Consider the following 25,688-nt stretch of genomic DNA (forward strand, 5'->3'; position numbering starts at 1 on the left):
GGTGTGCGCGCGCGCGAAGCGCAGCGCCTCGGGGCTGCGGTACTCGGCGGTGCACGGCGGCAGTGTGCCATGCGTGAGCGGGGGCTCTTCCGCCAGCCAGCCGATTCCGAAGTCCACCAGCACCGGCGCCCCGTCCGAGGTGCGCAGCAGGATGTTCTCCAGCTTGAGGTCACGGTGCAGCACGCCCCGGGTGTGGATGTGCGCCAGCGCCCGCGCCAGCTCCAGAAGCACGCGCGCCACGCAGCGCGCGCACGGGTTGTCCTCCAGCGCCCACTGCTCCAGCGTCCGGCCCTCGACGAAGTCCATGACGAAGTAGAGCGGACCGTGCACCGGGTGCGGCCACCTGCCACATGCGTGGAAGCCCACCACGTTGGGGTGCTGGATGCGCCGCAGGATGCTGATTTCCCGCTGCCCCCGGGCCTCCAGGCTCCGGCCGCGCAGCAGCTTGAGGGCGAAGGGCAGCCCCGCGCGCCGCACCTTGAAGACGAGGCCGTGGCCCCCGGCGCCCAGCGGGGCCTCCACCTCGTACTCCCCCACCTTGTCTCCACGGGCGAGAGGCTGGAAGCACACCGTCTCCGTGAGTCGTGCCGGCTTCATGACCTCGGAGGTTAGCACAGCCGCTCATGGCCGCGGCCCTGACAGCCCCCGTCCCGCTCACGCGTCCTCGGGCGCGTTCTCAATGGCCCTCAGGATGCGGTTGAGCCACTTCACCCTCGCGGGGGACCAGCCGCGCAGCATGCGCACCGTCCGCCGCAGCTCCGGGGACAGGTTGTCCTCGGGAGGAGGCGCCTCCAACGAGGGCGCCACGTCCGCGCGGCCCAGGGCCAGCAGCACGTCGGCGGACAGGCCGAGCACCAGGGCCAGCCTGCGCAGCGTGGGGACGGCGGGCATCATGTGGCCCCGCTCGATGCGGCCGTACACATTGGGGACGATTCCCAGCTGCCGCGCGACCTGGGCCTGGGTGAGTCCCAGCCTCTCGCGGGCAGCCCGGGCCACGTCTCCCAGGGACTTGGAGAGCTGTCCGGTTTCCACCGAGCCCTCAACCCGTGGGGTGTCCGGGGTCGCGTCCCTGCCCTTCCTCCAGAGAGGGCAACATGGCGTTGGCCACGGTGCCCAGCGCGCGGAGCTGCCTCGGCTGCAGTTGCCGTGCCGTGCGGACCAGACGCCGGATCGCGGGCGGCTCGCTCTCCAGGACAACGGGCTTCACCAGCCATTCGGGGGCCCGCTTGCCGGAAAGGCCCAGCAACCCGTTGGCATCCACCATGAGCACACCGCAGAGCCGCAGCAGCATCGGCAGGCTCGGAAGCAACAGGCCCCGCTCCATGCGGCCGTATACCTCGGTCGCAATCCCCATGCGCTCGGCGACCTCCCACTGGGTCAGCCCCGCCTCGCCGCGTGCCTCCCGCACCTGCTTCGAGAACTCGCGGGCGATTGCATCCCGTGTCTTGTGTCGCTCCCTCATGGCGGGTCTCACTCCTCGAGGTTCATGTCCGGAGGCGCGGGCAGGGCGCCCATCTCGACGACGGAATAGGCCGGAAGCTCGGAGGGGGCCGGGGCCTGCGCGAAGAGCTGCTTCACTTCCGCCCGCGCCTGCTTCGCACCGTAGGGGGCTTGTCCGTCTGCCTGGAGGAAATCGCGCAGCTCGTCGCGCATCTGGCCCGCCGTCCGATAGCGCTCGGCGGGCTCGGGACGCAGGGCCCTGGTGACGATGCGCCGCAGCGGCTCGGGCAACTCCCGGGCCGCCTGTCGCACCTCCTCCGGACCGAAGTGCAGGAGGCGGTTGGCCAATGTCTCCAGGGGCAGGAGGGAGGAAGACCGCTCACAGCGCACCTCGGGCGGGAAGCGCTGCTCGAGGCCGAGCCACAGGGTGTCGGGCGGGTCGAGCGGATAGCGGGCCAGCAGCATCTCCAGCAGCACCAGCCCCAGGGAGAAGATGTCGGCCCGTCCGTCCAGGGCCAGGGGGGTGAGCGGGTCGCGCTGGCCCGTCTCGGGTTTTTCGAAACCCCGTAGGATTTCCGGAGCGGTATAGGCCGGGTCTCCCCGGAGCACCCCGGGCGGCGTGCGGATGCGGCCCATCAACTCCGACCAGGCCGCGCCGAAGTTGGTGAGCTGGACCCGGCCGGTGTCGCCCAGGCGGATGCGCATGGGCCCCACGGCGCGGTGGACGAGGTGGAGCGGTCTGCCCTCGTCATCCACGGCGCGGTGGGCATGGTCGAGCGCATCCGCCACCTCGGCGGCCACGTAGGCCGCGAAGCCGTGGGACAGCTTGCGCCGCACGCAAATGGCCGTGTCCATGATGGAAAGCAGGAAACGGCCGGGGTCCATGTCCATGACCACATAGGCCCGCTCGTCGTCGAGCGCGGGGCCGAGCACGCGGGCGATGTTGGGGTGGCGCAGGCAACGGGAGAGGTGCACCTCTTCCATGGCCCGGGTGCGCCACGCACGCTCATCCCCCAGCACGATGGGCTTGAGGATGACCCGCTCGAGCGCGCCGCCCTCAAGGGACTGGCGGGAGGCGATCAGCAGGGTGTCGTAATCCGGATGGGAGACCAGGGGGCGTTGAATCGAGTAGCGGTACTCGTTTGCCTCGAAGTCGAGTGGGGACAAGGGCCTGTCGGAATCCGTCGGCTCGGACATTCGTGACTCCAGGGAGGAGATGGCAGTGGAAAAGACGGGCCCTCTTCCGAAGCGAATGGCTTTCGCTCGGCATGACGGCACCCCGGTGACTCCATGGGTTTCCCACGGAGAACGGCCAGACGGGTAGCACGGCGCGCAATTCATGGCAAGCCCTGTCCAACCGCGCAGGTCATGGAGACAAAATGACCTACGAGAATGGAGTGTCACCCCTGGACCCTACGACCCCGAGCGCCGCGCCCTCCCCTCCCGCCGTCCCGTCCTCGACGCCCTCGGCCAGCCCCTCCACTGAGTCGACATCGCTCGACGCCAGGGCCGTCCCGCGAGGGGGACCAGCGCAAGACGCGGCTCGCGGCCTGGCGCGCGCTGCTGGTGGCGCAGCTGGCCGTGGTGGCGCGGCTGGGCTTCTCGCTGGCCACCACGGCCTTCACCGTGGACGTCTACCGCGCCATGGCTCCGGTGCCCGTCCGCGCCCCGGTGTCCGACCTCCGCGGGCGAGCTCACCTCATCCGCGGGGCAGGCTTTGACAGCCATTGCGTTCCTCCTGTCGAAACCGAATCAGTGAGCAGGCGCCGGTTCGCTCGCACCTGGGAGGACCTGGCGCAACCCATCGACCTCCACCGACAGGACGACCGCGTCACCCACGGAGTGGATCATCCGGATCGGAATCTCCAGTGCTCCCGCGTGGAACACGCTGCGCTCCGCGCCAAGCCGGTCGGCTATCTCCTTGCGCAACCTGACCTGGAGCGATTCCACGCGCCAGGCTTCGCTGTCAAGAAACAGTGTGGAGATCTCCCCGATCGCCAGCCCGTCCGATGAAATGACGGTTCGCCCGCGCAGATTGTCGTCAGAAAGCCGCATCACCCATCCTCCATCACAAAGCCAGGCAGGACCTGGCTTCCTGCAACGGTTGAGCCGCGCGGCCGACCTCGCAAGGGCAGACCCGGCGCCTGGCAGGAAGGAGTCAGTCCAGGAGCTGGCGCCGGACCGCTCGGCTGCTCCCCACCCGGTGAGGCACTGGGGCGGTGTGGGCATTACCGGCCACAATCGCCATCTTCCTTCGAGGCATGGTGTCCATGGGAGCGCGAGGAATGGCCTCACTCGGAGAGCTGCTCTGCAGTCATACCGACGAGCTCGTGCACCGGTGGTACGAGCGGTGGCAGCAGGAGGGGCCCGCGATCCCCGGAATGACGGAGGCCGCGATCAAGGACCACCTGGCCGTCCAACTCCGGGTCATCGGCGAATCCCTGCGAGAGAGAGGAACCTCTGAATCTCCCCGGAAGCTGTGGGAGCAGCCCGGACGGTTGGACCCCGAGCAGCGTGTGCGCGATGAGGAGCCCATCGAGGAAGTGGTGCGCGAGTACGCCTACGTCATCGAGGCCGTCCGGCTCTGGCTCGACGAGCGGGACGAGCAGGTGTCCGTCCAGGATTACTCGTTCTTCTCCATCGCCATCTTCGAGCTCGCAGCCGAGTCGGCGCGCCGGTTCGCAAGGTGCCAGGCGGAACAGGTGGCCCGTGAGCGCGCGGAGTACGTGGCGGGCATCGCGCACCAATTGCGCACGCCTGTCTCCACGCTGGGCTTGTATGTCCAGCAGCTGGAAGGTGGGAAGGCCGCGCCGGACCCCCAGGCCGTGGAGCGGCTACGCCGCACGGTGGACCGGCTGAGCCGGCTGGTCGACGGCATCCTCCGGCTGGAGCGATTCAAACCCGACGAGCTGCCTGTCCATCCGGAGACCCTCGCCCCAGCCCAGGTCATCGACCAGCTCGTCGCGGACTACGAGCACGATGCCAGCCGCAAGGGCTTGCGGCTCGACATCTCCGCCAACCGGTCCGCGCGCATGCAGGTGGACCGGGACCTGTTGGTGGACGCGCTCGGAAACCTCATCCAGAACGCCATCAAGTATACCGAAAAGGGTTTCGTGCGCGTCACGCTGGAGGAGCGGGAGAACGAGGTGGTCTTCAAGGTGGAGGACTCCGGCCCCGGCATCAGCCCCGAGCGCCAGCGGCAGCTTTTCCGGCCCGTGCGGCCAGAACAACCCGGTGGCGCTGGGTTGGGCTTGAGCATTGCCTTCCGTTCCGCGGTGGCACAGGGCGGGACGCTGGAACTCGAGAGCGAGCCGGGCCGGGGCAGCACCTTCCGTCTGTGCCTGCCCCGGGCCGTGCGTGCGCGGGAGGGGCACACCGAGGGACGCGTGGAGCGCTCCCTCGAGAATGACGCCTCACGTACGGTGCATTAGCCGACATCGCTCGACGCCAGGGCCCTCTCGCGGGCAAGCTGCCCCTCCGCCCGAACCCCTGGAGAGAAGCTCATGGCCATCGATGATGTGCAGGGCCCATCCGCGCAGGAGTTGCTGTCCCTCCCCCGCCTCGCCCCCCTCGTCCCCATGCTCTACGTCGCATGGACCGACGGCGAGCTGACCCCCGAGGAGATTCGCACCCTGGGCGCCGCGGCCCGCTCGCAGCACTGGTTGGACTTGCGCTCCACCGCCGTGCTGGCGAACTGGTTGGATCCCCTCAACCCGCCCAGCCCCAGCGCACTCGCCCAGGTGGGCGAGCACATCCGCCGCACCGCCGAGCGCCTCTCCCGCAGTGACCAGAAGAGCCTCGTGGAGCTCGGGGCCCAGCTCGCCGAGGCCATGGGCGGCCAGGACGCCCTGCCCGCGCCCATGCCCGAGCTGGCCCGAAGCCTCGCCCCCGTGGAGACGGCGCTCGGCGTGTCCGGTGCCGAGGCCGTGCGCACGCTCGTCGCCGTCCCCAGGCTCCACGCCGTCCAGCCGCCCGAGCCCCACTCCTTCAGCGTGGACGCGCTGCGCGCCGTGCTGGAGCGCACCTACTCCGCCGAGCGCGCCAGCGTCCGCGAGTGGCTCGCCGACCCGGGCTTCCGCTACGTGGACGAGCGCGACACCGCCGGCTACCGCGCCCGGGTGCTCGCCTGGCTCAAGCAGCTGGCCGCACGCGGGCTGGGCCAGCTCGCGTACCCGGACAACCTCGAGAAGGTGGACCTCGGCCGCTTCATCGCCGCCTTCGAGACGCTCGCCTTCTTCGACCTGAGCCTCGTGGTGAAGGCGGGCGTGCACTTCGGGCTGTTCGGCGGAAGCATCTACTTCCTCGGCACCGAGCGGCACCACCGCGAGTACCTGCATCGCGTGGCCTCGGTGGAGCTGCCCGGCTGCTTCGCCATGAGCGAGCTGGGCCACGGCTCCAACGTCCGCGACGTGGAGACACTGGCCCGCTACGACGCGGAGCGCGGCGAGTTCGTGGTGCACACGCCCTCGGAGTCGGCGCGCAAGGAGTGGATCGGCAACGCGGCCCTGCACGCGCGCATGGCCACGGTGTTCGCGCAGCTCGAGGTGAAGGGCGAGCGCCACGGCGTCCACGCGCTGCTCGTCCCCCTCCGGGACGAGGAGGGCCAGCTGCTGCCCGGGGTGCGCGTGGAGGACTGCGGCCTGAAGATGGGGCTGAACGGCGTGGACAACGGGCGGCTGTGGTTCGACGGCGTGCGCGTGCCCCGCGAGAACCTGTTGGATCGCTTCTCCCAGGTGAGCCCCGAGGGCGAGTACAGCAGCGCCATCACCGGTGTCTCCAAGCGCTTCTTCACCATGCTGGGCACGCTGGTGGCGGGCCGGGTGAGCGTGGCGTGCGCGGCGCTGAGCGCGGCCAAGAGCGGGCTGAGCATCGCCATCTCCTACGGGGACGAGCGCCGGCAGTTCGGCCCGGCCGGTGCGCAGGAGGTGCGGCTGCTGGACTACCAGGCGCACCAGCTCCGGCTGCTGCGTCCGCTGGCCACCACGTACGCCCTGGACTTCGCGCTCAAGTACCTGGTGAAGCGCTACGTGGGACGCACCGAGGAGGACGCGCTGGAGGTAGAGGCGCTGGCGGCGGGCCTCAAGGCGTATGCCTCGCGGCACACCACGCGCACGCTCCAGGTGGCGCGCGAGGCATGCGGAGGCCAGGGCTACCTCGTGGCCAACCGGCTGCCCTCGCTCAAGGCGGACACGGACGTCTTCGCCACCTTCGAGGGCGACAACACGGTGCTGCTGCAACTGGTGGCCAAGAGCCTGCTCACCGGCTACCGGCAGCAGTTCGAGGATGACCGCGTCTTCACGGTGATGCGGCTCATCGTGGATCGGGCGGCGGGGGCGCTCGGGGACCGCAACCCCTTCTCGGTGCGGCGCACGGGCAGCGAGCACCTGCGCGACGGCGACTTCCAACTGCGCGCGCTGCGCTTCCGGGAGTCGGACCTGCTGGCCTCGGCGGCGCGGCGGCTGCGCGAGCGACTGAGCTCCGGAGTGGACTCGTTCGAGGCCTTCAACCAATGCCAGGACCACCTGCTGGCGCTCGCGCACGCGCACGTGGAGCGCGTGGTGCTGGAGCAGTTCCTCCTGGGCGTCGCCGAGGTGGAAGATCCAGCGCTCAAGGCGGTGCTCGGCCGGCTGTGTGACGTGTACGGCCTGGGCTGCCTGCAGGACGCGAGCGGCTGGTTCCTGGAGAACGATCACCTCGAGGGCGCCAAGGCCAAGGCCATCCGCAAGGAGGTGACGCGGCTGTGCGCCGAGCTCCGCCCCGACGCGGTGGCGCTCACGAAGGCCTTCGGCATCCCCGACACGTGCCTGGCGGCCCCCATCGCCCTGGGCAAGCCGTCGCCCTGAGCCCGAGAGCGCGGGCCGCTCCGGGCCTCACGGTCCCAGGGCGGCCGGCGGCTTGCGAGGCAGCCGCACGCCGAACAGGGTGCCATCCGTGTCCGTGGAGCGCACGTGGATGCTGCCCCCGTGTGCCCGGACGATGTGGTCCACGATGAAGAGCCCCAGGCCGATGCTGCGCGCCGACCGGTCGGCCCGGGTCTGGGCCACGCCGCGCCGCATGGGCTCGAAGAGGTGGGCGAGCACGGCGGGCGGAATCGGCGGCCCCTGGTTGTGGACCTCCAGCTGCACACTCCCGGGCCCGCCGAACGTCCGCACCAGCACGGGCGTCTCCGCCGGGCTGTACTTCAAGGCGTTGGTGATGAGGTTGGTGAGCACCTGCGCCATCCTGTCCCCGTCCCATTCGCCCTCGCCGTTTCCGTCCGAGACGACCTGGACCTCGCGCTCGGGGAACGACATCTGGACCTCGTCCACGACGAGCCGGGTGAGGTGGTGCAGGTCCATGGGCATCCGTAGCAAGTCGATTCCTCCACCCAGGCGGGCCTTCGTGAAGTCCAGCAGGTCGCGGATCATCCGCGTCACCCGCTCCGCCGAGGACTGTATTCGCACCAGCGTCTTGAGGGCACGCTCATCCAGGTCCTCGCGGCGCAGCAGGCTCGCCGCCCCCAGGGAGATGGCGGTGATGGGGTTGCGCAGATCGTGGCTGACGATGCCGATGAGTTGCTGCTCGAACTCGGCGCGCCGCCGCTCCTCCGCCCGGACCAGCTCCTCGGCCCGCTTCTTGTCGGAGATGTCCCGGTAGAGGATGGCGATGCCCCCATCCTGCGTGGGGTAGACGCCCACGTCCGTCCACCGGTTCAGGGGCGGGTAGTACTCCTCGAAGTGCACCGCTACCCGCTCGCGCATGACGCGGTGGTATTCGATCCAATACTTGCGGCTCGGGTCCGCGGCGTCGGGCCAGAGCTCCCAGAAGTTGCGGTCCAGGGTCTCGCGGATCGGCTTGCCCGCGAGGCGCTCCTGGCTCTTGTTGGCGAAGACGACGCGGAAGTCCTTGTCGAGCACGAGCATCGCATCGCCGTGCTCCAGCACCTCCAGGGCGAGCCGGAGCCGATCCTCCGCGCGCCCCGCCCGCGTGCGCTGCTCGGTGAAGCGCCGGCGGATGTCCTCCTTCTCCACCGCGTTGCGCAAGGCCCGGTAGAGGCTGCCGGGCGTCACCTCCGCCTTCACCAGGTAGTCGGACGCTCCGCTCTTGAGCGCCTGGACGGCGATGCGCTCGTTCCCCCGGCCGGTCACCATCACCACGGGGGGCCTGAGGTACCCCTCCTCGTCCTCCAGCCGGCGGAGGAACTGCAGGCCGTTCATGCCGGGGAGGTCGTAATCCAGCAGGACGCAGTCCACGTGCTCGCTCGCACACACTTGGAGCGCCACCTCCGCGTCCTCCTCCTCCAGGAAGCGGAAGTCGTACTCCCCCGTCTCGCGCAGGTACGTCTGGAAGACATCGCGGTCCTCCGGACTGTCCTCGACGAGGAGCACCGTCAGGGCCCGCCGGCTCATCTCCGGGCACCCTCGCGGGCCTCACCCGCCGGGAGCACGATGTGCTCCAGCCAGAAATCCTTGAAGAGCTGAATCATTCTCTCGAACCTGGGCAGGTCCACCGGCTTGAGGAGGTAGCCACTCGCTCCATGCGCGTAGGCGCTCTGCACGTCCTTCGGGTTGTCAGAGGTAGAGAACACGAGGACGGGGATGCTTTTGAGCTGGGGCTCGTTCTTCAAGTGCTCGAGCACCTGCCTGCCGTCCAGGCCGGCGAGGTTCAAGTCCAGCAGGATGAGGCCCGGCCGCGGGGCCTGCTCCGGGTCCGCGTAGCGGCCGGTCTGGTGGAGGAACTCCAGGGCCTCCTCCCCCTCGGTGCAGCGGTACAGGGGGTTGGGAATGGACACGCCCTGGAAGGTCATCTGGAGCATGTCGAAGTCCTCGTCGTTGTCCTCCACGACGAGGATGGGCAGGCCGCGGTTCACTTCGCCTCCACCTCGGTGACGGGCTCCGCCTTCTCGCTGCCCAGGGTGAAGAAGAAGGTGGTGCCCGCGCCCGGCTGGGACTCCAGCCACAGGCGCCCGTTGTGCCGCTCGATGAGCCGCTTCACGATGGTCAGCCCCGTCCCGGTGCCACCGCCGTACTTGTCGCGTCCGTGCAGGCGCTTGAAGATGCGGAAGATGGTGTCGTGGTACTCGGGCTTGATGCCAATCCCATTGTCGCGCACGTAGTACGTGGTACCGCCGTCAGGCGTGCCCATGGCGCCAATCTCCACCCACTTCTTCTCCTTGTCGTTGTACTTGATGGCGTTGGTGAGGAGGTTGGTGAAGACCTCGGCCATGCGCACCCGGTCACATAGCGCGGGAGGCAGGGGCCGGGGGACGCGGACCTCCACCAGGAACTCGTCCATGCGCGGCTTGAGCACCTCCAGCACCGAGGAGAGCACCTCGTTGAGGTCCGTCTCCCGCAGGGACAGCTCGGTGCGGCCCACCTGCGCGTAGTGCAGCAGCGAGTTGATGAGGCTCTCCATCCGCTGGGTGAGCCGCACCACCGTGTCCATGCGCTTGAGGTTGGTGGGCGAGAGGCTGTCGGCCTGCTCGCGCACCACCAGGCTGGTGTAGTTGTGGATGCCGCGCAGCGGCTCCTTGAGATCATGGCTGGCGGCGTAGGCGAAGGAGTCCAGCTCCACGTTGCTGCGCTCCAGCTCCATGTTGAGCTTGAGCAGCTCCTCGCTGCGCTGCAGGACGATGTCGATGACACTGCGCCGCAGCTCCCGTGCCGCCTCCACCTCGTAGTCCTTCCAGGGCAGGGACTTGCCGCGCACCGTCTCCCTCCAGAGCGCGAAGGACTTGCGCGGGTGCAGCCGCGGCTGGTCACCGTCGATGTCCACCGGCTTGTTCGGATTGCCGCCCCACGCCACCGTCTGCACCACCTCGGGGCGGAACCACAGCACGTAGTTGTGGCGGCCGCGCGACATGGAGGCCGCGATGAGGCCCGCCGCGACGTCCTTGAACTCCGCCGCCTCGGGGTAGTGGTTGGACAGGCACGCGGTGCAGAACAGCTCCCGCGGATCCGGCTTGGCGGCGAGCCAGTCGATGAGGCCCTGGAGCTGCTCGTCGCTGGGGGCCTGGCCGATGATGGTGGTCCTGCCGTTGAAGTAGACGGCCGCGCCCGTGGCCCCGGTCAGCTCCAGCAGCTCCGGCGGAGGCTGGGTGAGCCCCACGGCGAAGTCGGGGTGGCGCGTCATCCGCTCCAGCAGCCGCACCTGGATGGACTGGGCCCGGATGCGCTGATCATAGTGCTCGTGGCCCTCCTTGGTGACGAGGAGCGAGGACATGAACTCGCCGACGAACTCGCACGCCTTGCGCACCTCGTAGGGGACGTACCTGGCGCCCGACACGTGGGTGCAGGAGATGAGGCCCCAGAGACGGCCCTCCTTGAGGAGCGAGATGCTCATGGACGCGGGCGCGCCCATGTTGCGCAGGTACTCCAGGTGGATGGGCGAGACGCTGCGCAGCACGCAGAAGGACATGTCGAGCGGGCCCTGCCCGGCGTCCTCCGGCAGCGAGAGGATGCGCGCGGGCACGTAGTCGACGGCCGGGATGATGCGCAGCCAGTTGAGGGTGTAGAGCTCGCGCGCCTGGCGGGGGATGTCCGAGGCGGGGAACCACAGGCCCAGGTACGAGTCGATCGTCTCCAGCCGATCCTCGGCGAGCACCGCGCCATTCCACTCCTCGTCGAAGCGGTAGGCGATGACGCGGTCGAAGCCGGTGAGCCGCCGCACCTCACGCACGGCCTCCAGGCACAGGGCGCTCAGGTCCTTCGCGTTGCGCAGGCGGGACATGGAGCGGCGCGCCTGGTGGTAGAAGCCGAAGAAGGGCAGCGCCTCCTGCCCGGACGTGGGCTCCAGCTCGAGGATGAGCCGCCCCTGGTGCCGGTGCGCGATGCCATTGAAGAAGCGCTCCCGGCCGCCCGCGCGCGTGGTGAGCTCGAGGGGATTGTTCTCCTCGAGCCGCTCCGAGAGGAGACATGCGCGGATGCTCGCGGACTGGGGCTCCGTCAGCAGGGACTCGAGCGGCGTCCCCAGCAGGGAGGGCGCGGACACGCCCAGCAGGGCCTCGGCGTTCTCACTGACCTGGCGGATCGTCAGGGCCGGCTCCTGGAGCACCAGCAGCACGCCATGCGGCTGGATGCCCCCGGGGATGTGGATGGGCTCCTTGTCACAGTTGGTCAGGTCCACCACCTGCCCGGGCCTGGCCCCGTCGGTCTGCATTTCACGTCCTCCACCACGGCCCACAGCCGGTAGCCACAGGCCTTCCAACCGGCCACGGCGGCGCAACGTATCGATCCGCCGTCCAAGCTGCCCACCCGCCTTTCGCTCCGGCACCCGCTCGCCAGCGGAGTGTTCATCTCCCGTCACCTGTCTGCTCACCTGCCAGGAGACCTGCCCCTGGAGGAATCTCGCGCCTGAAATCCCCCCGTCAGGAACCTCGGGAAGCGTCGTCCTTCGGGGCAGAACGAGAACATCGCGCCCGGCCGACCCGGCCCCACACGCCCCATTGACCTGAAACGTCAATTTGACCATCCAAGTCAAATCCATGGCCGGGTCACTCGGGCGCGACCTTTCCTGGAGGGGCAGCACATGACGACGCACAACCCGGCCAACCCCACGCTTCCCGAGGCCCAGCGCGGCCCGGCGGAGAAGCTCCTGGACCTGGTCCTCGGGGGCTCCGCCCACCTGTGGCACAACCGCCCGGGACTGGACGTGAACGGCGTCTGGCATGCGGCCCAGGGCGCCAGCGCGGAGCTCGCGCGCCGCTCCACCCCGGTGAAGCCCGGCCTCTTCGTGCCCGCCGCGGTGAAGCTCTACCGCCAGCTGCTCGACATCTACCGGCTCAACACGGACCTGATGGCGCACTTCGCGTCCTACGCGCTCACGCAGACGGACTGGCGTGACCTGAAGGTGGCCACGTGCGCGCTGATGCTCGTGCAGAGCCACTCCGGCCAGCCCGTGCGCGAGGACGACGGCTCCATCGCGTTCCTCGACGACGACTTCCGCTCCATCGGTGAGGCGATGATCCTCCACTACGAGCGCAAGTCCACGCGCATGCTCACGCCCAAGGCGGTGCTGCGGGTGGCCGAGCTGCTCGAGACGCCGGAGATCGCCCGCCTCAACCGCGAGGCCGGTTTCGGGGACCCCGCGTCCCGCAAGGCGCCCATGGGCCGGTGGAAGACCGTCGCCACGAAGTGGCTGCGGCTGCGTGAGCAGAACGTGCCCATGCTCCAGGGCCTGGTGAAGGCCGGCTACAAGGAGACGCTGAAGAAGATCGCCCGCAAGGCCGGTTACAAGCCGGTGACGCAGGCCTTCTTCGAGGTGCTCGGCTGGAAGCAGAAGCAGGCGGCCGCGGGCCACCGCTCGGTGGGCCTGGAGGGTCTCCACCTCGTGAAGCGGGAGCGCTTCGATGGGCTCTCGGAGGCGGAGATCTGCGAGTGGATCGAGCTGGAGCGCCTCTCCTACAAGGAGGTGGTGGGCCGGCTGCCCAAGGACCTGGGCCTGACGCCGGCCATCATGGCGGCGCTGCTGCCCTCGCTGTCCGACCGGGACCTGCGCATCCTGACGCCCACGCTCGAGGAGCTGGGGTTGATGTCCGACGCGGCCATCCGCGCGCGGTGGGAGAAGGCGGTGCGGACGGCGACGGACCAGCGGGCGCTCCACATCGTGAAGAACGTGCGCAGCCAGGAGCTGAAGACGAAGCTGGAGGAGGCGAGCGACAACGCGGCGAAGGCGGCGGTGGCGGAGGCGACGGCGGAGACGGACGTGCGGGTGATGTTCCTCATCGACAAGTCCGGTTCCATGGAGGGTGCCATCGAGCAGTCCAAGGAGGCGCTGTCGCGCATCCTCGCGGGCTTCCCGCTGGAGAAGCTGCACATCGCGACGTTCGACACGATGGGGACGGTGCTCAAGCCGAAGGCGGCGAGCCGTGCGGCGGTGCAGCACATGCTGCAGGGCATCAAGGCGTCGGGCGGCACGGCGCACGCGGCCGGTGTGCATGCGCTGCACCGGGCGGGGATGCGGGTGCCGGAGGAGGCGAAGCTCATCTGCATCGTCGTGGGTGACGAGGCGGGTGAGGCGGGTGACCAGTTCGCCCGGGCCTTCCGCGAGTGCGGCTACACCGTGGCCGCCATGGCGATGCTGGTGAGTGTGGCCAGCGCCGCCAACCGGGGCAACACCGTGCGCACGTGCGCGGGGCAGATGAAGGTGCCGTTCAGTGAGGTGTCGGTGGATCAGTTCGATGACCCGTACCAGGTCCCCCGCGTGCTGAAGGCGCTGATGGACGCGCCGACGGCGGCCGGGGCCAGCCAGTCCGGCTGGGTCGAGCGGGTGATGCGTACGCCGCTGCTGAAGGTGGCGTGAGAAAGGAGTGGGTGTCGTGGACTACCGGAAGTTCCTCGGGAAGGTGGAGTCGGCGGTGTTGCCCTACTTCGGTGGGGCGTCCGTCGATGCGCCCTCGCGGCGGCTCCGCGTGTCCACGCCGCCCGCTCCGGGCTGGTGGCGCTTCGAGGTGCAGGGGCGCACCGCCACCGCGCGGGAGCCGGCCGGGCCGGAAGGGCTCGACGGGCTCCCGCTCGTTCGTGGACATCTGTGGGGCACGCGCCTGGTGCGCGAGGGCGCGGTGGCCGAGCCGGTGCACCTCCTCCCCGAGGAGGAGCCGCCGCGCTTCTCGCCGGTGCGCGCCCGGCGCTGGCATGACGGCTCGCTCGTTTTCGAGGAGGTTGAATTCGAGGGCGAGGCCGAGGGCACGGCGCGGCTCATGCTGGAAGAGGGCCGGACGCTCGCGGAGGTGAAGGCCGTGCCGGCCTCGCTGCGGGCGGCCTTTGGCTATGCGGTGCTGGAGGGTGCCTCGCGCGCGCTCGGCATCCGCTTCTCTCCCGTTGAGGTACGTGGGCAGGTGCTCTCCGTGTCCGAGGGAGGCCGTCCCGCGGCCGAGGCCCGGTTGCGGGCGCTGGCGTCCGAGCGCGAGGTACACGTGCGGGCGGTGGAGACGCGGCTGCTGGCGCTGGAGGCACAGCGGCGGCGGGTGGAGGAGGCCGCGCGGCTGGACGCGAGGCATTCGCGGCAGGCGCACGGGGCGACGCGGGTGGAACGGGTGCTGGAGTCGGCGGGAGCGCGGCTGCTCGACACGCGGCGGCTGGGGAGCGAGCGGCTCGAGGTGACGTTCGGCTTCATGGGCGAGCGCTTCATCAGCATCGTGGAGGCGGACACCTTGCAGGTGGTGGACGCGGGCATCTGCCTCGCGGGGTCGGACCGGCAGGTGAACCTGGAGAGCCTGCCATCGGTCATCCGCGAGGCCATTGAGGACGACGTGCTGGTCATCACCCGGCACGCTTGAGACGAGACGCCCCTCTCCCCCCTGGGAGAGGGGCGGGGGTGAGGGTCTTCCCATGAAGCCGCGTGAGGTCTGCCTGCTCATTGGCCGGGACGGGACGGTGCTGTGGAGCGATGCCTCGGACAGCCCGGTGTGGCTGCCGGACTCGCGAGCGCGCTGGGAGGCCATCTGGCGGCTGCGCGGGGAGCTGGAGGAGATCTCGCACAGCCACCCCGTGGGTCCGCTGGGCTTCAGCGCCGAGGACGAGACGACGATGGCCGCGCTCACCGAGGCGCTCGGGCGGCCGGTGCGCTTCTCGGTGGTGGCGCCGGACGGCATGGTCGTGCGCGAGGGCGGCCGGGACGTGCGCGTCACCGAGGAGCCCACGTGGACCAGGAGCCTCCGCGCGGACTCCGGCATGCGCCGACGGTCAGACAACCTTGTGCTGTGACGCGAACTCAGCGGCGAGCTCGAGGAACTTCTGGATGGCACGGAGGTGGTCTCCGCCACAATCCTCAAGGCATTTCCTGGCCCATCCGCCTTCCTGCGGAAACTCCTGCTTCACGTCGCGAAGCCAAGCGAGAAACTCCTGGTAGGAGTCATTGGGTACACGGTTGTAATACAGGGTGAGCTCGCTACCTTGGACGAAGGCGTTGAAGCGATGGATGTCCACGGCCCCGATGAACATCTCGAGCATGGTGCCATCGCGAAGCTCATCCCGAATGAACAGCAGGATGTCGAGAGTGCTGACATGACGGCCTCTCCAATCCATGGGTGGACGCATGTGACTCAAGGAGACACCACCGTCTTGATGATGGGCTCACCAGCCATGATGATGCTTTGGAGGTAATCCTTTTCGAGCATTCCTCCGGACCCCGTGAATGCATCGTAAATCCTCCCCCCATACCGGACTGCAATATGAAAATTGTTGTCGGACATGATGGCGCGATTCTGCCACGAGAGATATTGGCCTTGGCTGCTCGAGATGCGGACATACTCAGGCATTCCACCAAAGTTTTTGAAGCGAATCGAATCTGGCAGAGCCGCGGCCAGAACCATCGTGGCCGGCGAGAGGGAGGGTTGTCCCGCACTCCCTGCATGACCAAGGCGTGCCACCAAGAGGAGTCCACAAATGAGCAACCTGCAGAGCACGCGCATGCCCGCAGTGTATCCAATCGAGATAGCACCTTGAAAGCGGTGGGGCTCAGAGCCGCACTTCCAGCCGCTGCCACCTGGCGTCCACCGTGAGCTCGAGCACCCCGTCCCGCATGCGGTGCTCCCGCGCGCCCACCACCTCACGCGGCACTGGCACCCCGTAGAGCCGCAGCGTCTCCGTGTCACGCGCCAGCGGCAGCGAGCCCTCCGTCCTCCGCTCCAGTACGAAGCGCTCCCCTCCCCGCTCTCCACTCAACCGCGTGAGCCGCGACTCGCCGTAGCCCTCGCCCGCGTCCTCGTACAACCGCGCCTCCACCCGCTCCGCCACGTGCACATGCCACGTCAGCTGAGACCAGTTGGCCGAGGTGGTGTGCAGCGCGGGCTCGGTGAGGGCCAGCGCGCCTCCCGCCCGCAGCCACATCGGCACCGTGCCCAGCGGCGCCTCGGCGATGACGTGCTGATTCCCCTCCATGGCCTCCTCTGGAACCCCCAGGTTGAAGAGCGGAATCCACCGGCCCTCGGGCAGATACACGAGCCTCCGTCTCTGGCCCTGGCGCACCACCGGAGCCACGAGCAGGTCCTTCCCGAAGAGAAACGCGTCATCCGTGCGCAGTGCCTCCTCGTCTCCCGGCGCGTACATGACGAGCGGGCGCATCACCGGCAGCCCTTCCACGGAGGCCTCGTGTGACAACGTGTAGAGCGTGGGCAGCAGCCGGTAGCGCCGCTCCAGGCACTCGCGCGCGAGGGACAGGTACGGCTCGCCGAAGCGCCAGGGCTCCTGCGGAGGCGTCCCCTTCCCGGAGTGGTTGCGCATCAACGGGTAGAACGTCCCCATCTGCATCCAGCGCACGAGCAACTCCCCATTCGCGCGGCCAAGGAACCCAGGCACGTCCACGCCCACGAAGGACACACCGGACAGGCCCAGCCCCAGCAGCATGGTGAGCGAGAGCTCCAGGTGTGCCCAATAGCTGGAGTTGTCCCCCGTCCACACCGCCGCGTAACGCTGAATCCCGGCCGAGCCCGCGCGCGTCAGGATGAAGGGCCTCCGCTCGGGAGCCAGCTCGCGCATGCCCTCGTACGCCGCCCGGGCCATGCCGAGCGCATAGACGTTGTGCACCTCCAGGTGGCGCCTGTGGCCATGCCGTGCGTCGTGCGGCAGCGTGGGTCCCTCCACCTTGCCCAGATGCACCGCCGGGGCCGTCTTGATGTCGAAGGTCTCCCGGCCATTCAGCAGCGAGAAGCACGCCGGCTCGTTCATGTCGTTCCAGACGCCGGCGATGCCCGCCTCCAGGAGGCCCTGGTGCCACCGGCCCCACCACGTGCGCACCTCCTCGCGGGTGAAGTCCGGGAAGGTGGCGGGCTTGGGCCACACCTCGCCGAGCAGCACGCTGCCCCGGTCGTTGCGCACGAGGAAGTCCCGAGCGAGCGCCTCGTCATAGACGCGGTAGCCCGGCTCGGCCTTCACCGCCGGATCGATGATGGGGACCAGCTTCACACCCTGCGCGGCCGCCTCGCGCGCCAGGCCCGCGGGGTCCGGGTAGCGCGTCCGGTCCCACGTCCAGACCTTGTAGCCCTCCATGTAGTCGATATCGAGGGACACGCAGTCCAGCGGAAGCGGTCCACGGGATAGTCCGGCATGACCTCGCCGGAGACGTCCTCGCACCGGGCGAGCTCCCGGCCGGCGGCGTCGAGCAGGCGCCAGGTGCCCCGGGCCAGCGTCACCTCCAACGAGAGCGCCTCCGTCACCACCACCGCCACCCCGCCCTGCTCCTCGCGGCGGACCGAGAGCGGCAGCTCCCGCTGCTCCACCACGGCCCAGGACTGTTTGACCGGCAGCTCGCGAGGCCCCAGCGCGGTGTGCTTGAACACCGGGAGGTGTCGTAACCGCAACACTCCGGGCAGGGGACAACTCACCTGCAGTGCGGCACGCGGGCCCCAGAAGGTGACACGGGTGGGCTCTACGGACAGGTCTTCGAGGCGCATGGTCTAAGATGGGGCCCGTGAGCACGGACAACCCTGAAGACAGAGGACGGACGGATCGCTGGCAGAGCCTCGTGGCGGGCGCCTTCCATCTCGACGAGACCCTGGACTCCAAGGAGGTCCCCGTCGATGGCCCGGGAGCGGCCGCGCACGCCCTGCGCTACCTGGAGAGCCTGCTCGAGACCTTCCCCTCGAGCGTGGATCCCGTGGAGGACTTCGAGGGCTACGCCGTGCGGCGCATGCTCCTCTCCCTGCGGCGCGCCCTGGTGCACCAGGGCGGCCGCTGAGCGCCCCGGGCAGCGGCACTACACCGGACGGAACTCGGGACGGGACTCCCCGGACTCCACCGCGGGCTGCTGCTCCAGCTTCTGTTCGACGGCCGTCACGCCGAACGCGCTGGGGTCGAGCTGCTCGCGGCCGGAGAAGACCTGGCGGGCGCGGCCCAGCAGCCACCCGAGGCCCTTCACCGCATCCCGCAGCAACCGGGCGGGCGCCTGGCGCGAGGCCAGCGAGGGGCTGAGCAGATCCAGGTCCTCGCCCTTCATGGTCAGCTCCTTCACGCCCACGCCGTGCGTGTATACCATCTCGCCGCCCAGCCAGCCGGTGTAGGCCGCCATGGCGAACGCGCCCAGCCCCACGAGGCTGGAGAACAGCGACGAGCGGTGCCCGGTGCGCCACGCGGCCACGCCGAACGCCCCGAGCACGAGGCCCACGTTGCCCAGGCCGTGCAGGAACATCATGTCGCGCGAGTGCCGGTCCGCCTTCACCTCCTGCGACGCGGCCATCCCGGCGAACCCGGCCAGCAGCCCACTCGCCGCCGTGGTCCACCACAGCGTCCGTGCCGCGCTGTCCAGCTTCTCGTTCCCGGTGAGCGCCGCCGTCAGGTCCACCACCACCGTGGACGGCAACAACGCCAACGGCGCGTGGATCAACGTCGGGTGCAGCTCGTGTACGCGCATGTCCATGACAGTCCTCCTCGTCCTGGAAAGCTTGGGGCGCACCGCCCGGCGGACAACCCGCCCCACCGGACTCCACGAGGCCCTCCGGGGAGGGACGGACGAGGTGGCGAGCCTCTTGCCAACCCGTCTGGCCATGGGCAGACCACCGGCCGCCGCCAACCCCGCGAGCACTCCCCGCGCGCCTCCTCGCTTCCCCGCCTCGCGGGTGGTGGACGGGCCCCGAAGGTCTTGTCATGGTCGGGCCATGCGCATTGCACGTCTGCTCACCTTGTCGACGCTGGCGTTCGCGACCCCCTCGGTCGCCGCGCCCCCGTCCCGACCCGCCATGAAGAAGCCCGCCACCACGAAGCCCGCCGAAGCCAGGCCCACCGAAGAGAAGCCGTTCGACCTCGAGGCCGAGACGCGCGCCTGGCACCAGAAGCGCATCGCCAACCTCACGTCCGAGGACGGCTGGCTCAGCCTCGTGGGCCTGCACTGGCTGAAGGAGGGAGACAACCGCGTGGGCTCCGCCGAGGACAACGAGGTCGTCTTCCCCCAGGGGACGCCCGCGCACCTGGGCACCCTCACGCGCAAGGGTGGCACGGTGACGATGACCGTGCAGCCCGGGGTCTCCCTCACCCGCGCGGGCCAGCCCTTCAAGGGCGGGGAGCTGGGCGCCACCGAGTCCGACGCGGACGTGCTCGCGTTGGGCTCGCTGCGCTTCTACGTCATCCGCCGGGGAGAGAAGCTGGGCCTCCGGGTGAAGGACGCGGAGGCCCCCGCTCGCAAGCAGTTCCACGGCATTCCCACCTGGCCGGTGAGCGCCACCTGGCGCGTGGAGGGCCGCTTCGAGCCGGCGGCCAACCCGCGCAAGGTGCCGGTGCCCAACGTGCTCGGCACGGTGGAGGAGATGACGTCGCCGGGCACCCTCTTCTTCAAGGTGAATGGCGAGGAGTACCGGTTGGATCCGGTCCAGGAGAGCCCCACGGAGCCGCTCTTCATCATCTTCGGGGACCTGACCAACCGGACGGACTCCTACGGCGCGGGGCGCTTCCTCTACGCGGACCCGCCCAAGGACGGGAGGGTGGTGCTGGATTTCAACCGGGCCTACAACCCCCCGTGCGCCTTCTCGCCCTATGCCACGTGCCCGCTGCCTCCGCCGCAGAACCGGCTGAAGCTGCGCGTGGAGGCCGGCGAGAAGCGCTACGGCGACCATTGAGGGTCAGGAAGAGCGTCAGGAAGAGCGTCAGGAAGACCCGCCCTCCCGCGTCCCCAGGGCCATGAGCCCGGTCCGCGAGCCTCCCCACGAGGCCCGGACCGGGCCGCCCCCAAAGGAGGCGTGACATGGCGACGCTGAACATCACCTACAACGGCCTGTCCTCGGACCTGCCCCTGGAGCTGGACGGCCACGTGTCCGACGTGGACGTGCGGCGCATCGCCGTGGAGGTGGTGCGCTCGGGTGGAGCGCCGGGGCTGCACATCGCCCACCTGCGCGAGGACGCCTTCGTCCACTACGTGGTGGACCGGTTCCGCGGCCCCCGCGGGGACGAGCGCATCTACCTGCGTCCCAAGGTGCCCTTCGGGGCCTGAGGAGGGCCGGCCATGCGCATCCTCTTCTGTGGTGTGGGGGCCATCGGCTCCACGGCGGCGGTGCTGTGCCGCAACCTGGAGGCCTCGCTCGTCTTCGTCGACTTCGACCGGGTGGAGTCCAAGAACCTGCTCGCGCAGGCCTTCGTGAAGCCCTCGGTGGGGAAGAACAAGGCCGAGGCGCTGAAGCTCCAGCTGCTCAACCTGCACGGGGTGAAGGCGGAGGCCTTCGGCGTGCGGGTGACGCGCGACAACGTGGCGGCGCTGTGCACAAGCGCGGACCTGCTCGTCGACTGCTTCGACAACCAGGCGAGCCGGGTGCTGCTGAGCGACTTCGCGCGCACGGCGGGCAAGCCGCTGGTGCACGGGGCGCTGGCGGCGGACGGCACCTTCGGGCTGGTGCGCTGGGACGAGCGCTTCGTCCCGGACGCCGAGGACACCGCGGGTCAGGCCACCTGCGAGGGCGGGGCCCACCTGCCCCTCATCGGCCAGCTCGGCGCCACGCTCGCGCGGGTGGTGCAGGACTTCGTGAAGCACGGCACCCGCCGCGACGCGATGGTGAGCCTCGTGGCGGTGACGCCCACGGCGTCGTGAGTCACTCCCGGGCGGCTTCCTTCGAGCCCACCACCGTCATGTTCATGCCGATCTGCACCGACACCGGCTTGCCATCGACGGTGATGGTCATCTTGCCGTTGATGTTCCAGCCGAACGAGCCCGTCGAGAAGGCCTTCACCTCGGCGAGCATCTCCTGGCCGTTGATGACCACCTTCAACGGCTCGGCCTTCTCCTGGAACTGCTTCAGCGTCACGGGGCACGGGGACTTTGCCATGGGGCCGGCACCGTACCACCGGGGGCTCGGGCCGGACCACTGGATCCTCACCGGCGGGCCGCGCGTCCGGAGAGCACGTCCGCCAGCGCCTCGTCGATGGGCAACCCCGGGTGGCGCATCAACCACATGAACTCGCCCGCCGGATTCACCTCGAGGAAGACGTGCCGGCCCTCGGGCGTGACGATGAAGTCGAACGCGCCGTAGTTGAGCCCCAGCGCATCCATCAGCCGCACCACCTGCTTCTCCAACCGCTCGGGCAGCGTATAGGCCTTCCACGCGTCGATGAGCGCCACGCCCTCCCGGCGCCAGTCCTCCCGGGCCTTCGGCAGCGCCTGCGAGTCGATGGCCGCCGCCATCACCCGCTCCCCCACCACCGTCACCCGCAGCTCCACCTGCTTCGCCAGCCGCTCCTGGAAGGTCATCGGACACAGGTCCAGCCCCTCCAGGTCCTCCAGCTCGCGCGCCTCCAGCGGCGTGGTGAAGACCACCTGCTCCCGCCCCCGCTCGTCGTAGACGGCGAAGGAGGACATCATCTTCGTCACCACCCCGCCGGGGCAGCTCGCGGCGAAGGCACGCACCGCCTCGGGATCATTGGTCATCAGCGTGCGCGGCACCTCCATGCCCAGCGCCCGCGCCAGCTTGAGCTGCAGCGGCTTGTGCTCCGCGCGCCGGACCACGTCGAGCGCATCCAGCTGGAACACCTCGAGCGCCGTCATCATCCCGAACACCAGGCGCCGGCTCTCCTCCACCGAGGGCTTGCGCAGCTGCTCATCCATGTCCTTGGGAATGCCCGCGCCCGTGGCGTTGCGGCGGTACCAGATGGCGGAGATGTCCGAGAGCGAGATCTCCCCATCGGGCCCCGACAGCCGCCCCGCCCCCGCCTCGTCGAGCGAGAGCTGGAGCCGGGTGGGGAACAGATCCGAGTCGAAGCGGTAGACGCGCTCGCCGCGCGCCTCGAGGGCCCGCCGCACGGCGTGAGGCGCCTCGTTGTCCTGGGAGTGGGTGACGATGAGGATGGCCATGACGTTCCCGCGTGTGCCGTCAGGGGGGAGGGCCCGCGGACGCGAGCGCGTCGGCCAGGGCCGCGGCGATGGGCAGGCCGAGCTCCTTCTCGAGCATGCCCCACTCGCCCCCGGGGTTGACCTCGAGGAAGACGTGACGTCCCTCGGGTGTGACGATGAAGTCCGCGGCGCCGTACACCAGCCCCAGCTCCGCGACCAGACGCACCAGGCGCCCGGCCACCTCGGGGGGCAGCTCGCCCTTCTCCCAGTGGACCTCGCCCGGCCGCGCGCGCCGCCAGTCCACCTGCCCCTCCACCGAGCGCGACGCGTCGATGGCTCCCACGAAGCACCGCTCGCCCACCACGGCCACCCGCAGCTCGTGCGCCTTGTCGAGCCGCTCCTGGAACATCATGGGACTGTGACGCAGCGCCTCCAGCTCCGCGAGGTGCTCGGGGCCGATCGCGCACGTGTAGACGAAGGGTTGCCCGCCCGCCATGGACTGCGTCAGGGGCGTCTGCATCTTGGCCACCATGCGGCCCCGCACGCGCGCGAAGAAGGACCGGACGCGCTCGGCGTCATTGGTCACCAGCGTGAGCGGCACCTCCAGCCCCTGGGCCATGGCCAGCCGCAACTGGCGCAGCTTGTTGCCCGCCTGCTCCACGCCGAGCGGGTTGATGAAGGGGCAGCCCGCGGCACGCAGCCCGTCGAGGAACCCCTCGAGCGCGGCCCTCGACTCGCGCACGCAGCTCTCCCGCCAGCCGGGGTCCAGCGACTCATCGAGCCAGGGGGACACCAGCCGGCGCAGCCACACCGACCGCACGTCCTCGCCGCGCAGCTCGCCCGCCGCCGTCCGCAGCACCACCTCGTCCGCACCGGGCCCCAGGCTCGACGTCAGCTCCAGCCGCGCCGGAAAGCCGTCCGTGTCGATCCGCACGGAACGAACCCCCCGCCGCGACAGTTCCTCCGCCACCCGGTCGACTGTGTAGAAGTCGGCACTGTGGGTGAAGAGCAGGACGATGTCGCGGGCGGGGGGCATGGCGGAACCAGACGCTCAACAGGCCGCCAGGGGCCTCCTACAGGTCACGCTCGTCGGTGTCCGAGGGGTACTTCAACGTCCCCTCGCTGTTGGACTCCTGGAGGGTGGCGGAGCCGTCCGAGGGGTACTGCAGGGTGTTGTCCGTGCCACCGGACACCAGCTCCAGCTCTTGCTCCTCGAGCAGACGTGCGAAGAACGGCTTCCGGGTCATGTCCTTCTTCATTTGCCGCCTCCTTGTGGGGGGGAGATCTGGCCTGACGACGAGGGGGGGACCCGAGCGGTCAGGCGCATGACACGACCCTGGGTTACCACGTTCGAGACTACCTGGCGAATTTCATTCTGCCTTCACCGGAGCGGGAGCCCGGCCGTACTTGCGCAGCGCCTGGACGAGCCTGTCGTGAGGGAGGGAGAAGAGGCGGATGCCATCGGCGCCCGTCATGGTGTCGGCGGCGAGCAGGGCGTTGAGGATGGCCTCCTGGGTGGCCTGCACCGTGGCCTCGAAGAGCGGGGTGATGTGCTCGTTGTCCAGCGAGGAGACCCGGGCCACCGGGCTGTCGGCCGGCGGCTTCGTGGGCTGGGTGGAGAAGGCCAGGAAGATGTCCCCCGAGGAGTCCTCGCCCAGTCCGCCCATCTTGCCGATGGCGAGCGGGACGCGCCGGGCGATGCGATCCAACTGGTGGGGCAGCAGCGGCGCGTCGGTGGCCACCAGCACGATGATGGAGCCCATGCCCTCGGAGAGGGGGGGCGCGGCCAGGCTGGCGCTCTGGGCGCACGGACGGATGTTGCGGGCGAACGGTGACGCGGGGGCCTCGCTGCCCACGTAGCAGCCCTTGAGGTCGCGGATCTCCTCGCCCACCGGGACGCCCTCCACCGTGAAGAGGCGCCGGCTGCCGTAGTTGCACTGCACCAGCACCCCCAGGGTGTAGCCACCCTGGTCCTCGGGCAGCTTGCGCGACGCCGTGCCGATGCCGCCCTTGAAACCGTGGCACATCATCCCCGTCCCGCCGCCCACGTTCCCCTCGGCCACCGGACCCGTGCGCGCACCGTCGATGGTCCGCAGGGCGTGCTCCGGCTTGACGTGGAAGCCGTAGATGTCGTTGAGGAAGCCGTCATAGGTCTCCGCGACCACCGGCAGGCCGAGCTCCCACCCGAGGCCATGCCGGGCGCCCCAGTCCACCACCGCGTCACGCACCACGCCCACGCTGGAGGTGTTGGTCAGCATGACGGGACCGTTGAGCAGGCCCGACTCCTTCACCCAGGTGGTGCCGGTCATCTCCCCGTTGCCATTGAGGGCGAAGGAGGCCGCGAAGACGGGCTCGGCCATGCGCTCGCGCCCGCGAGGCAGCACCGCGGTGACGCCCGTGCGCACCGGCCCCTTGCCCACCACGAGCTTGCCCTCTCCGGAGATGAGCGTCGTGTGGCCCACCTCCACCCCGGGCACGTCGGTGATGGCGTTGAGGGAGCCGGCCGTCCCTCCAAAGGTGATGCCCAGGTCGCGGGCACGGGGCTTCGCCGGACCCGGCGACACCGGAGTGGACGCCACTGGAGCGGACGCCGCGGGGGCGGGCTTCGCGGGAGCGGGGGCGCGGGTGGCGGCGGCCTGGGAGGACGCGGCGCAGCCCATCCCGGGAACACAGAGGAGAAGCGCGGAGAGGAAGCGGGCAGGAAGGAAGGGGCTCATGGAGGGCGGAAGTACACGGGTCCGGCGGGGGAAAGGAAATCCACCGGAAAATACCCCGTCAGGAAACCCGGGGCGTGGCGTCTCTTCATCATGAAAGGAGCGGTGACGATGCGGACCACGACGATGAAGCCGGGAACGATGAATCCGAAGCAGCACAACAGCCATGCCGGTTTCCGCGACGTGCGCGTCAGCAACTTGCCGGCCTCCTTCTCGCAGCCGCGGTATCGCCAGTACCCCGTGCCATACCCGAGCCTCTTCTGATGCTCCGCCTCCAGACGTGAGGCGGTGCGACGGAGGCCGGGCTCCCGAAAGGGTTCCCGGCCTCTCGCATTTCCAGCCTCACCCACCTGGGGACGTAGAGCGTTACGGAGACGCGCCGGCCTGTAGAGCCGGAGCCTTGGCCCGCTGGGTTCGACTCCCAGCGTCCCCACTCGCAGTTCGCAGCTCTCTGACAACTGAATCGCAGTGGTGAAGCGCCGCCTGCCCTCACGCGAGGCGGCACACGCCTCCGTAGCTCATCGGTAGAGCACCCGCCTCTTAAGCGGGTGGCGAGGGTTCGAATCCCTCCGGAGGTACTCACGCGGGTGTCGTCCAGTGGCAGGACGCCGGTCTCCCATACCGGAAACACGGGTTCGAATCCCGTCACCCGCTCCACTTCACTCCGGGATCGTCCAATCGGCAGGACGGCGGGCTCTGACCCCGCAAATGCAGGTTCGAACCCTGCTCCCGGAAACACATTCCACAGTAGCTCAAGGGAAGAGCGGGCGCCTGTTAAGCGTCAGGTTGGGGGTTCGAATCCCTCCTGTGGAG

At 69.6% G+C, this 25,688-nt stretch carries 28 protein-coding genes and 5 tRNA genes; 15 read left to right on the top strand and 18 right to left on the bottom strand.

Going from position 1 to position 25,688, the window contains the following annotated elements; genetic code table 11:
- The 5 genes from AC16DP_RS14200 to AC16DP_RS14220 all read right to left on the bottom strand — a co-directional run.
- On the bottom strand, nt 1–597 hold a 597-nt coding region (locus AC16DP_RS14200; RefSeq protein WP_483956723.1), incomplete at its 3' end, for a serine/threonine-protein kinase.
- Nucleotides 598–654: 57 nt separating this feature from the next.
- Nucleotides 655–1,032: a helix-turn-helix domain-containing protein gene (locus AC16DP_RS14205; RefSeq protein WP_329729860.1), complete on the bottom strand. Its 378-nt coding sequence runs from the start codon at nt 1,030–1,032 to the stop codon at nt 655–657.
- Between the two features lie 7 nt (nt 1,033–1,039).
- Nucleotides 1,040–1,462 (bottom strand): helix-turn-helix transcriptional regulator, encoded by a 423-nt coding sequence (locus AC16DP_RS14210; RefSeq protein ID WP_329729859.1) that lies wholly within the window; start codon nt 1,460–1,462, stop codon nt 1,040–1,042.
- Between the two features lie 8 nt (nt 1,463–1,470).
- On the bottom strand, nt 1,471–2,637 hold the full coding sequence (locus AC16DP_RS14215; RefSeq protein ID WP_329729858.1) for a serine/threonine protein kinase: 1,167 nt from the start codon (nt 2,635–2,637) through the stop codon (nt 1,471–1,473).
- 555 nt (nt 2,638–3,192) lie between these two features.
- Nucleotides 3,193–3,495 carry a PRC-barrel domain-containing protein gene (locus AC16DP_RS14220; protein WP_329729857.1) on the bottom strand — a complete coding sequence of 101 codons (303 nt, stop codon included), beginning with the start codon at nt 3,493–3,495 and terminating at the stop codon, nt 3,193–3,195.
- A gap of 230 nt (nt 3,496–3,725) precedes the next feature.
- On the opposite strand from AC16DP_RS14220, the gene AC16DP_RS14225 reads away from it, so the two are divergent.
- Nucleotides 3,726–4,871 (top strand): sensor histidine kinase, encoded by a 1,146-nt coding sequence (locus AC16DP_RS14225; RefSeq protein WP_329729856.1) that lies wholly within the window; start codon nt 3,726–3,728, stop codon nt 4,869–4,871.
- Between the two features lie 72 nt (nt 4,872–4,943).
- Complete coding sequence (locus AC16DP_RS14230; RefSeq protein ID WP_329729855.1) at nt 4,944–7,283, top strand: acyl-CoA dehydrogenase family protein; 2,340 nt, start codon at nt 4,944–4,946, stop codon at nt 7,281–7,283.
- A gap of 27 nt (nt 7,284–7,310) precedes the next feature.
- Here the strand turns inward: AC16DP_RS14230 and AC16DP_RS14235 are convergent, their stop codons facing one another.
- From AC16DP_RS14235 to AC16DP_RS14245, 3 genes are read right to left on the bottom strand one after another with little or no spacing between them, the layout of a single operon-like run.
- Entirely contained in the window at nt 7,311–8,828 is a 1,518-nt protein-coding gene (locus AC16DP_RS14235; RefSeq protein WP_329729854.1) for a sensor histidine kinase, read from the bottom strand.
- Nucleotides 8,825–9,289, bottom strand: coding sequence for a response regulator (locus AC16DP_RS14240; RefSeq protein WP_329729853.1), 465 nt, complete (start codon nt 9,287–9,289; stop codon nt 8,825–8,827). Before AC16DP_RS14240 ends, AC16DP_RS14235 begins: the two co-directional genes overlap by 4 nt.
- On the bottom strand, nt 9,286–11,577 hold the full coding sequence (locus AC16DP_RS14245; protein ID WP_329729852.1) for an ATP-binding protein: 2,292 nt from the start codon (nt 11,575–11,577) through the stop codon (nt 9,286–9,288). Before AC16DP_RS14245 ends, AC16DP_RS14240 begins: the two co-directional genes overlap by 4 nt.
- A 369-nt stretch (nt 11,578–11,946) precedes the next feature.
- Here AC16DP_RS14245 and AC16DP_RS14250 point away from each other — a divergent pair, with 369 nt between their 5' ends.
- The 3 genes from AC16DP_RS14250 to AC16DP_RS14260 are packed head-to-tail and all read left to right on the top strand — an operon-like array spanning nt 11,947 to nt 15,122.
- On the top strand, nt 11,947–13,719 hold the full coding sequence (locus tag AC16DP_RS14250) for a vWA domain-containing protein (RefSeq protein WP_329729851.1): 1,773 nt from the start codon (nt 11,947–11,949) through the stop codon (nt 13,717–13,719).
- A 16-nt stretch (nt 13,720–13,735) separates the two neighbouring features.
- The gene (locus AC16DP_RS14255) at nt 13,736–14,695 is read left to right on the top strand and encodes a hypothetical protein (RefSeq protein WP_329729850.1); all 960 of its coding nucleotides are present in this window, start codon (nt 13,736–13,738) and stop codon (nt 14,693–14,695) included.
- A 52-nt stretch (nt 14,696–14,747) separates the two neighbouring features.
- The gene (locus tag AC16DP_RS14260) at nt 14,748–15,122 is read left to right on the top strand and encodes a hypothetical protein (RefSeq protein ID WP_329729849.1); all 375 of its coding nucleotides are present in this window, start codon (nt 14,748–14,750) and stop codon (nt 15,120–15,122) included.
- Here AC16DP_RS14260 and AC16DP_RS14265 read toward each other — a convergent pair.
- Genes AC16DP_RS14265 through AC16DP_RS14280 form a run of 4 tightly spaced genes read right to left on the bottom strand, consistent with a single transcriptional unit; the run spans nt 15,102 to nt 17,809 of the window.
- Nucleotides 15,102–15,455 (bottom strand): hypothetical protein, encoded by a 354-nt coding sequence (locus AC16DP_RS14265; RefSeq protein WP_483956724.1) that lies wholly within the window; start codon nt 15,453–15,455, stop codon nt 15,102–15,104. The genes AC16DP_RS14260 and AC16DP_RS14265 overlap by 21 nt on opposite strands.
- A 5-nt stretch (nt 15,456–15,460) precedes the next feature.
- On the bottom strand, nt 15,461–15,829 hold the full coding sequence (locus AC16DP_RS14270) for a hypothetical protein (RefSeq protein ID WP_329729847.1): 369 nt from the start codon (nt 15,827–15,829) through the stop codon (nt 15,461–15,463).
- Between the two features lie 46 nt (nt 15,830–15,875).
- On the bottom strand, nt 15,876–17,426 hold the full coding sequence (locus AC16DP_RS14275; protein ID WP_329729846.1) for a TIM-barrel domain-containing protein: 1,551 nt from the start codon (nt 17,424–17,426) through the stop codon (nt 15,876–15,878).
- Complete coding sequence (locus tag AC16DP_RS14280; protein ID WP_483956725.1) at nt 17,318–17,809, bottom strand: hypothetical protein; 492 nt, start codon at nt 17,807–17,809, stop codon at nt 17,318–17,320. The genes AC16DP_RS14275 and AC16DP_RS14280 overlap by 109 nt, the downstream gene beginning before the upstream one ends.
- A 17-nt stretch (nt 17,810–17,826) precedes the next feature.
- Here AC16DP_RS14280 and AC16DP_RS14285 point away from each other — a divergent pair, with 17 nt between their 5' ends.
- A complete protein-coding gene (locus AC16DP_RS14285; protein WP_329729844.1) occupies nt 17,827–18,093 on the top strand; it encodes a hypothetical protein in 267 nt (88 codons plus the stop codon).
- Nucleotides 18,094–18,111: 18 nt separating this feature from the next.
- Here AC16DP_RS14285 and AC16DP_RS14290 read toward each other — a convergent pair whose 3' ends face one another.
- Nucleotides 18,112–18,771, bottom strand: a complete 660-nt coding sequence (locus tag AC16DP_RS14290; protein WP_329729843.1) for a DUF2231 domain-containing protein — start codon at nt 18,769–18,771, stop codon at nt 18,112–18,114.
- A 238-nt stretch (nt 18,772–19,009) separates the two neighbouring features.
- Here AC16DP_RS14290 and AC16DP_RS14295 point away from each other — a divergent pair, with 238 nt between their 5' ends.
- From AC16DP_RS14295 to AC16DP_RS14305, 3 genes are all read left to right on the top strand, one after another.
- On the top strand, nt 19,010–19,963 hold the full coding sequence (locus AC16DP_RS14295) for a DUF1684 domain-containing protein (RefSeq protein ID WP_329729842.1): 954 nt from the start codon (nt 19,010–19,012) through the stop codon (nt 19,961–19,963).
- A 125-nt stretch (nt 19,964–20,088) separates the two neighbouring features.
- A complete protein-coding gene (locus tag AC16DP_RS14300) occupies nt 20,089–20,334 on the top strand; it encodes a hypothetical protein (protein WP_329729841.1) in 246 nt (81 codons plus the stop codon).
- A gap of 12 nt (nt 20,335–20,346) precedes the next feature.
- On the top strand, nt 20,347–20,925 hold the full coding sequence (locus tag AC16DP_RS14305) for a HesA/MoeB/ThiF family protein (RefSeq protein ID WP_329729840.1): 579 nt from the start codon (nt 20,347–20,349) through the stop codon (nt 20,923–20,925).
- A 1-nt stretch (nt 20,926) separates the two neighbouring features.
- Here AC16DP_RS14305 and AC16DP_RS14310 read toward each other — a convergent pair whose 3' ends face one another.
- The 5 genes from AC16DP_RS14310 to AC16DP_RS14330 all read right to left on the bottom strand — a co-directional run bounded on the left by AC16DP_RS14310 (nt 20,927) and on the right by AC16DP_RS14330 (nt 24,878).
- Nucleotides 20,927–21,160 (bottom strand): hypothetical protein, encoded by a 234-nt coding sequence (locus AC16DP_RS14310; RefSeq protein ID WP_043394185.1) that lies wholly within the window; start codon nt 21,158–21,160, stop codon nt 20,927–20,929.
- A gap of 47 nt (nt 21,161–21,207) precedes the next feature.
- Nucleotides 21,208–22,182 carry an MvdC/MvdD family ATP grasp protein gene (locus AC16DP_RS14315; RefSeq protein WP_329729839.1) on the bottom strand — a complete coding sequence of 325 codons (975 nt, stop codon included), beginning with the start codon at nt 22,180–22,182 and terminating at the stop codon, nt 21,208–21,210.
- Between the two features lie 19 nt (nt 22,183–22,201).
- On the bottom strand, nt 22,202–23,197 hold the full coding sequence (locus AC16DP_RS14320) for an MvdC/MvdD family ATP grasp protein (RefSeq protein WP_329729838.1): 996 nt from the start codon (nt 23,195–23,197) through the stop codon (nt 22,202–22,204).
- A 37-nt stretch (nt 23,198–23,234) separates the two neighbouring features.
- Entirely contained in the window at nt 23,235–23,420 is a 186-nt protein-coding gene (locus tag AC16DP_RS14325; RefSeq protein WP_329729837.1) for a microviridin/marinostatin family tricyclic proteinase inhibitor, read from the bottom strand.
- A 111-nt stretch (nt 23,421–23,531) separates the two neighbouring features.
- Entirely contained in the window at nt 23,532–24,878 is a 1,347-nt protein-coding gene (locus AC16DP_RS14330) for a DmpA family aminopeptidase (RefSeq protein ID WP_329729836.1), read from the bottom strand.
- A 108-nt stretch (nt 24,879–24,986) separates the two neighbouring features.
- On the opposite strand from AC16DP_RS14330, the gene AC16DP_RS14335 reads away from it, so the two are divergent.
- The 6 genes from AC16DP_RS14335 (at nt 24,987) to AC16DP_RS14360 (ending at nt 25,688) form a co-directional block, all read left to right on the top strand.
- Nucleotides 24,987–25,139, top strand: a complete 153-nt coding sequence (locus tag AC16DP_RS14335) for a hypothetical protein (RefSeq protein WP_329729835.1) — start codon at nt 24,987–24,989, stop codon at nt 25,137–25,139.
- An 88-nt stretch (nt 25,140–25,227) separates the two neighbouring features.
- Nucleotides 25,228–25,308 (top strand) — tRNA-Tyr (locus AC16DP_RS14340).
- Between the two features lie 74 nt (nt 25,309–25,382).
- Nucleotides 25,383–25,453: transfer RNA gene (locus AC16DP_RS14345), tRNA-Lys, on the top strand.
- 5 nt (nt 25,454–25,458) lie between these two features.
- Nucleotides 25,459–25,532, top strand: a tRNA-Gly gene (locus tag AC16DP_RS14350).
- Between the two features lie 6 nt (nt 25,533–25,538).
- A tRNA-Gln gene (locus AC16DP_RS14355) sits at nt 25,539–25,610 on the top strand.
- 6 nt (nt 25,611–25,616) lie between these two features.
- A tRNA-Asn gene (locus tag AC16DP_RS14360) sits at nt 25,617–25,688 on the top strand.

This window comes from Archangium sp. (assembly GCF_057119385.1).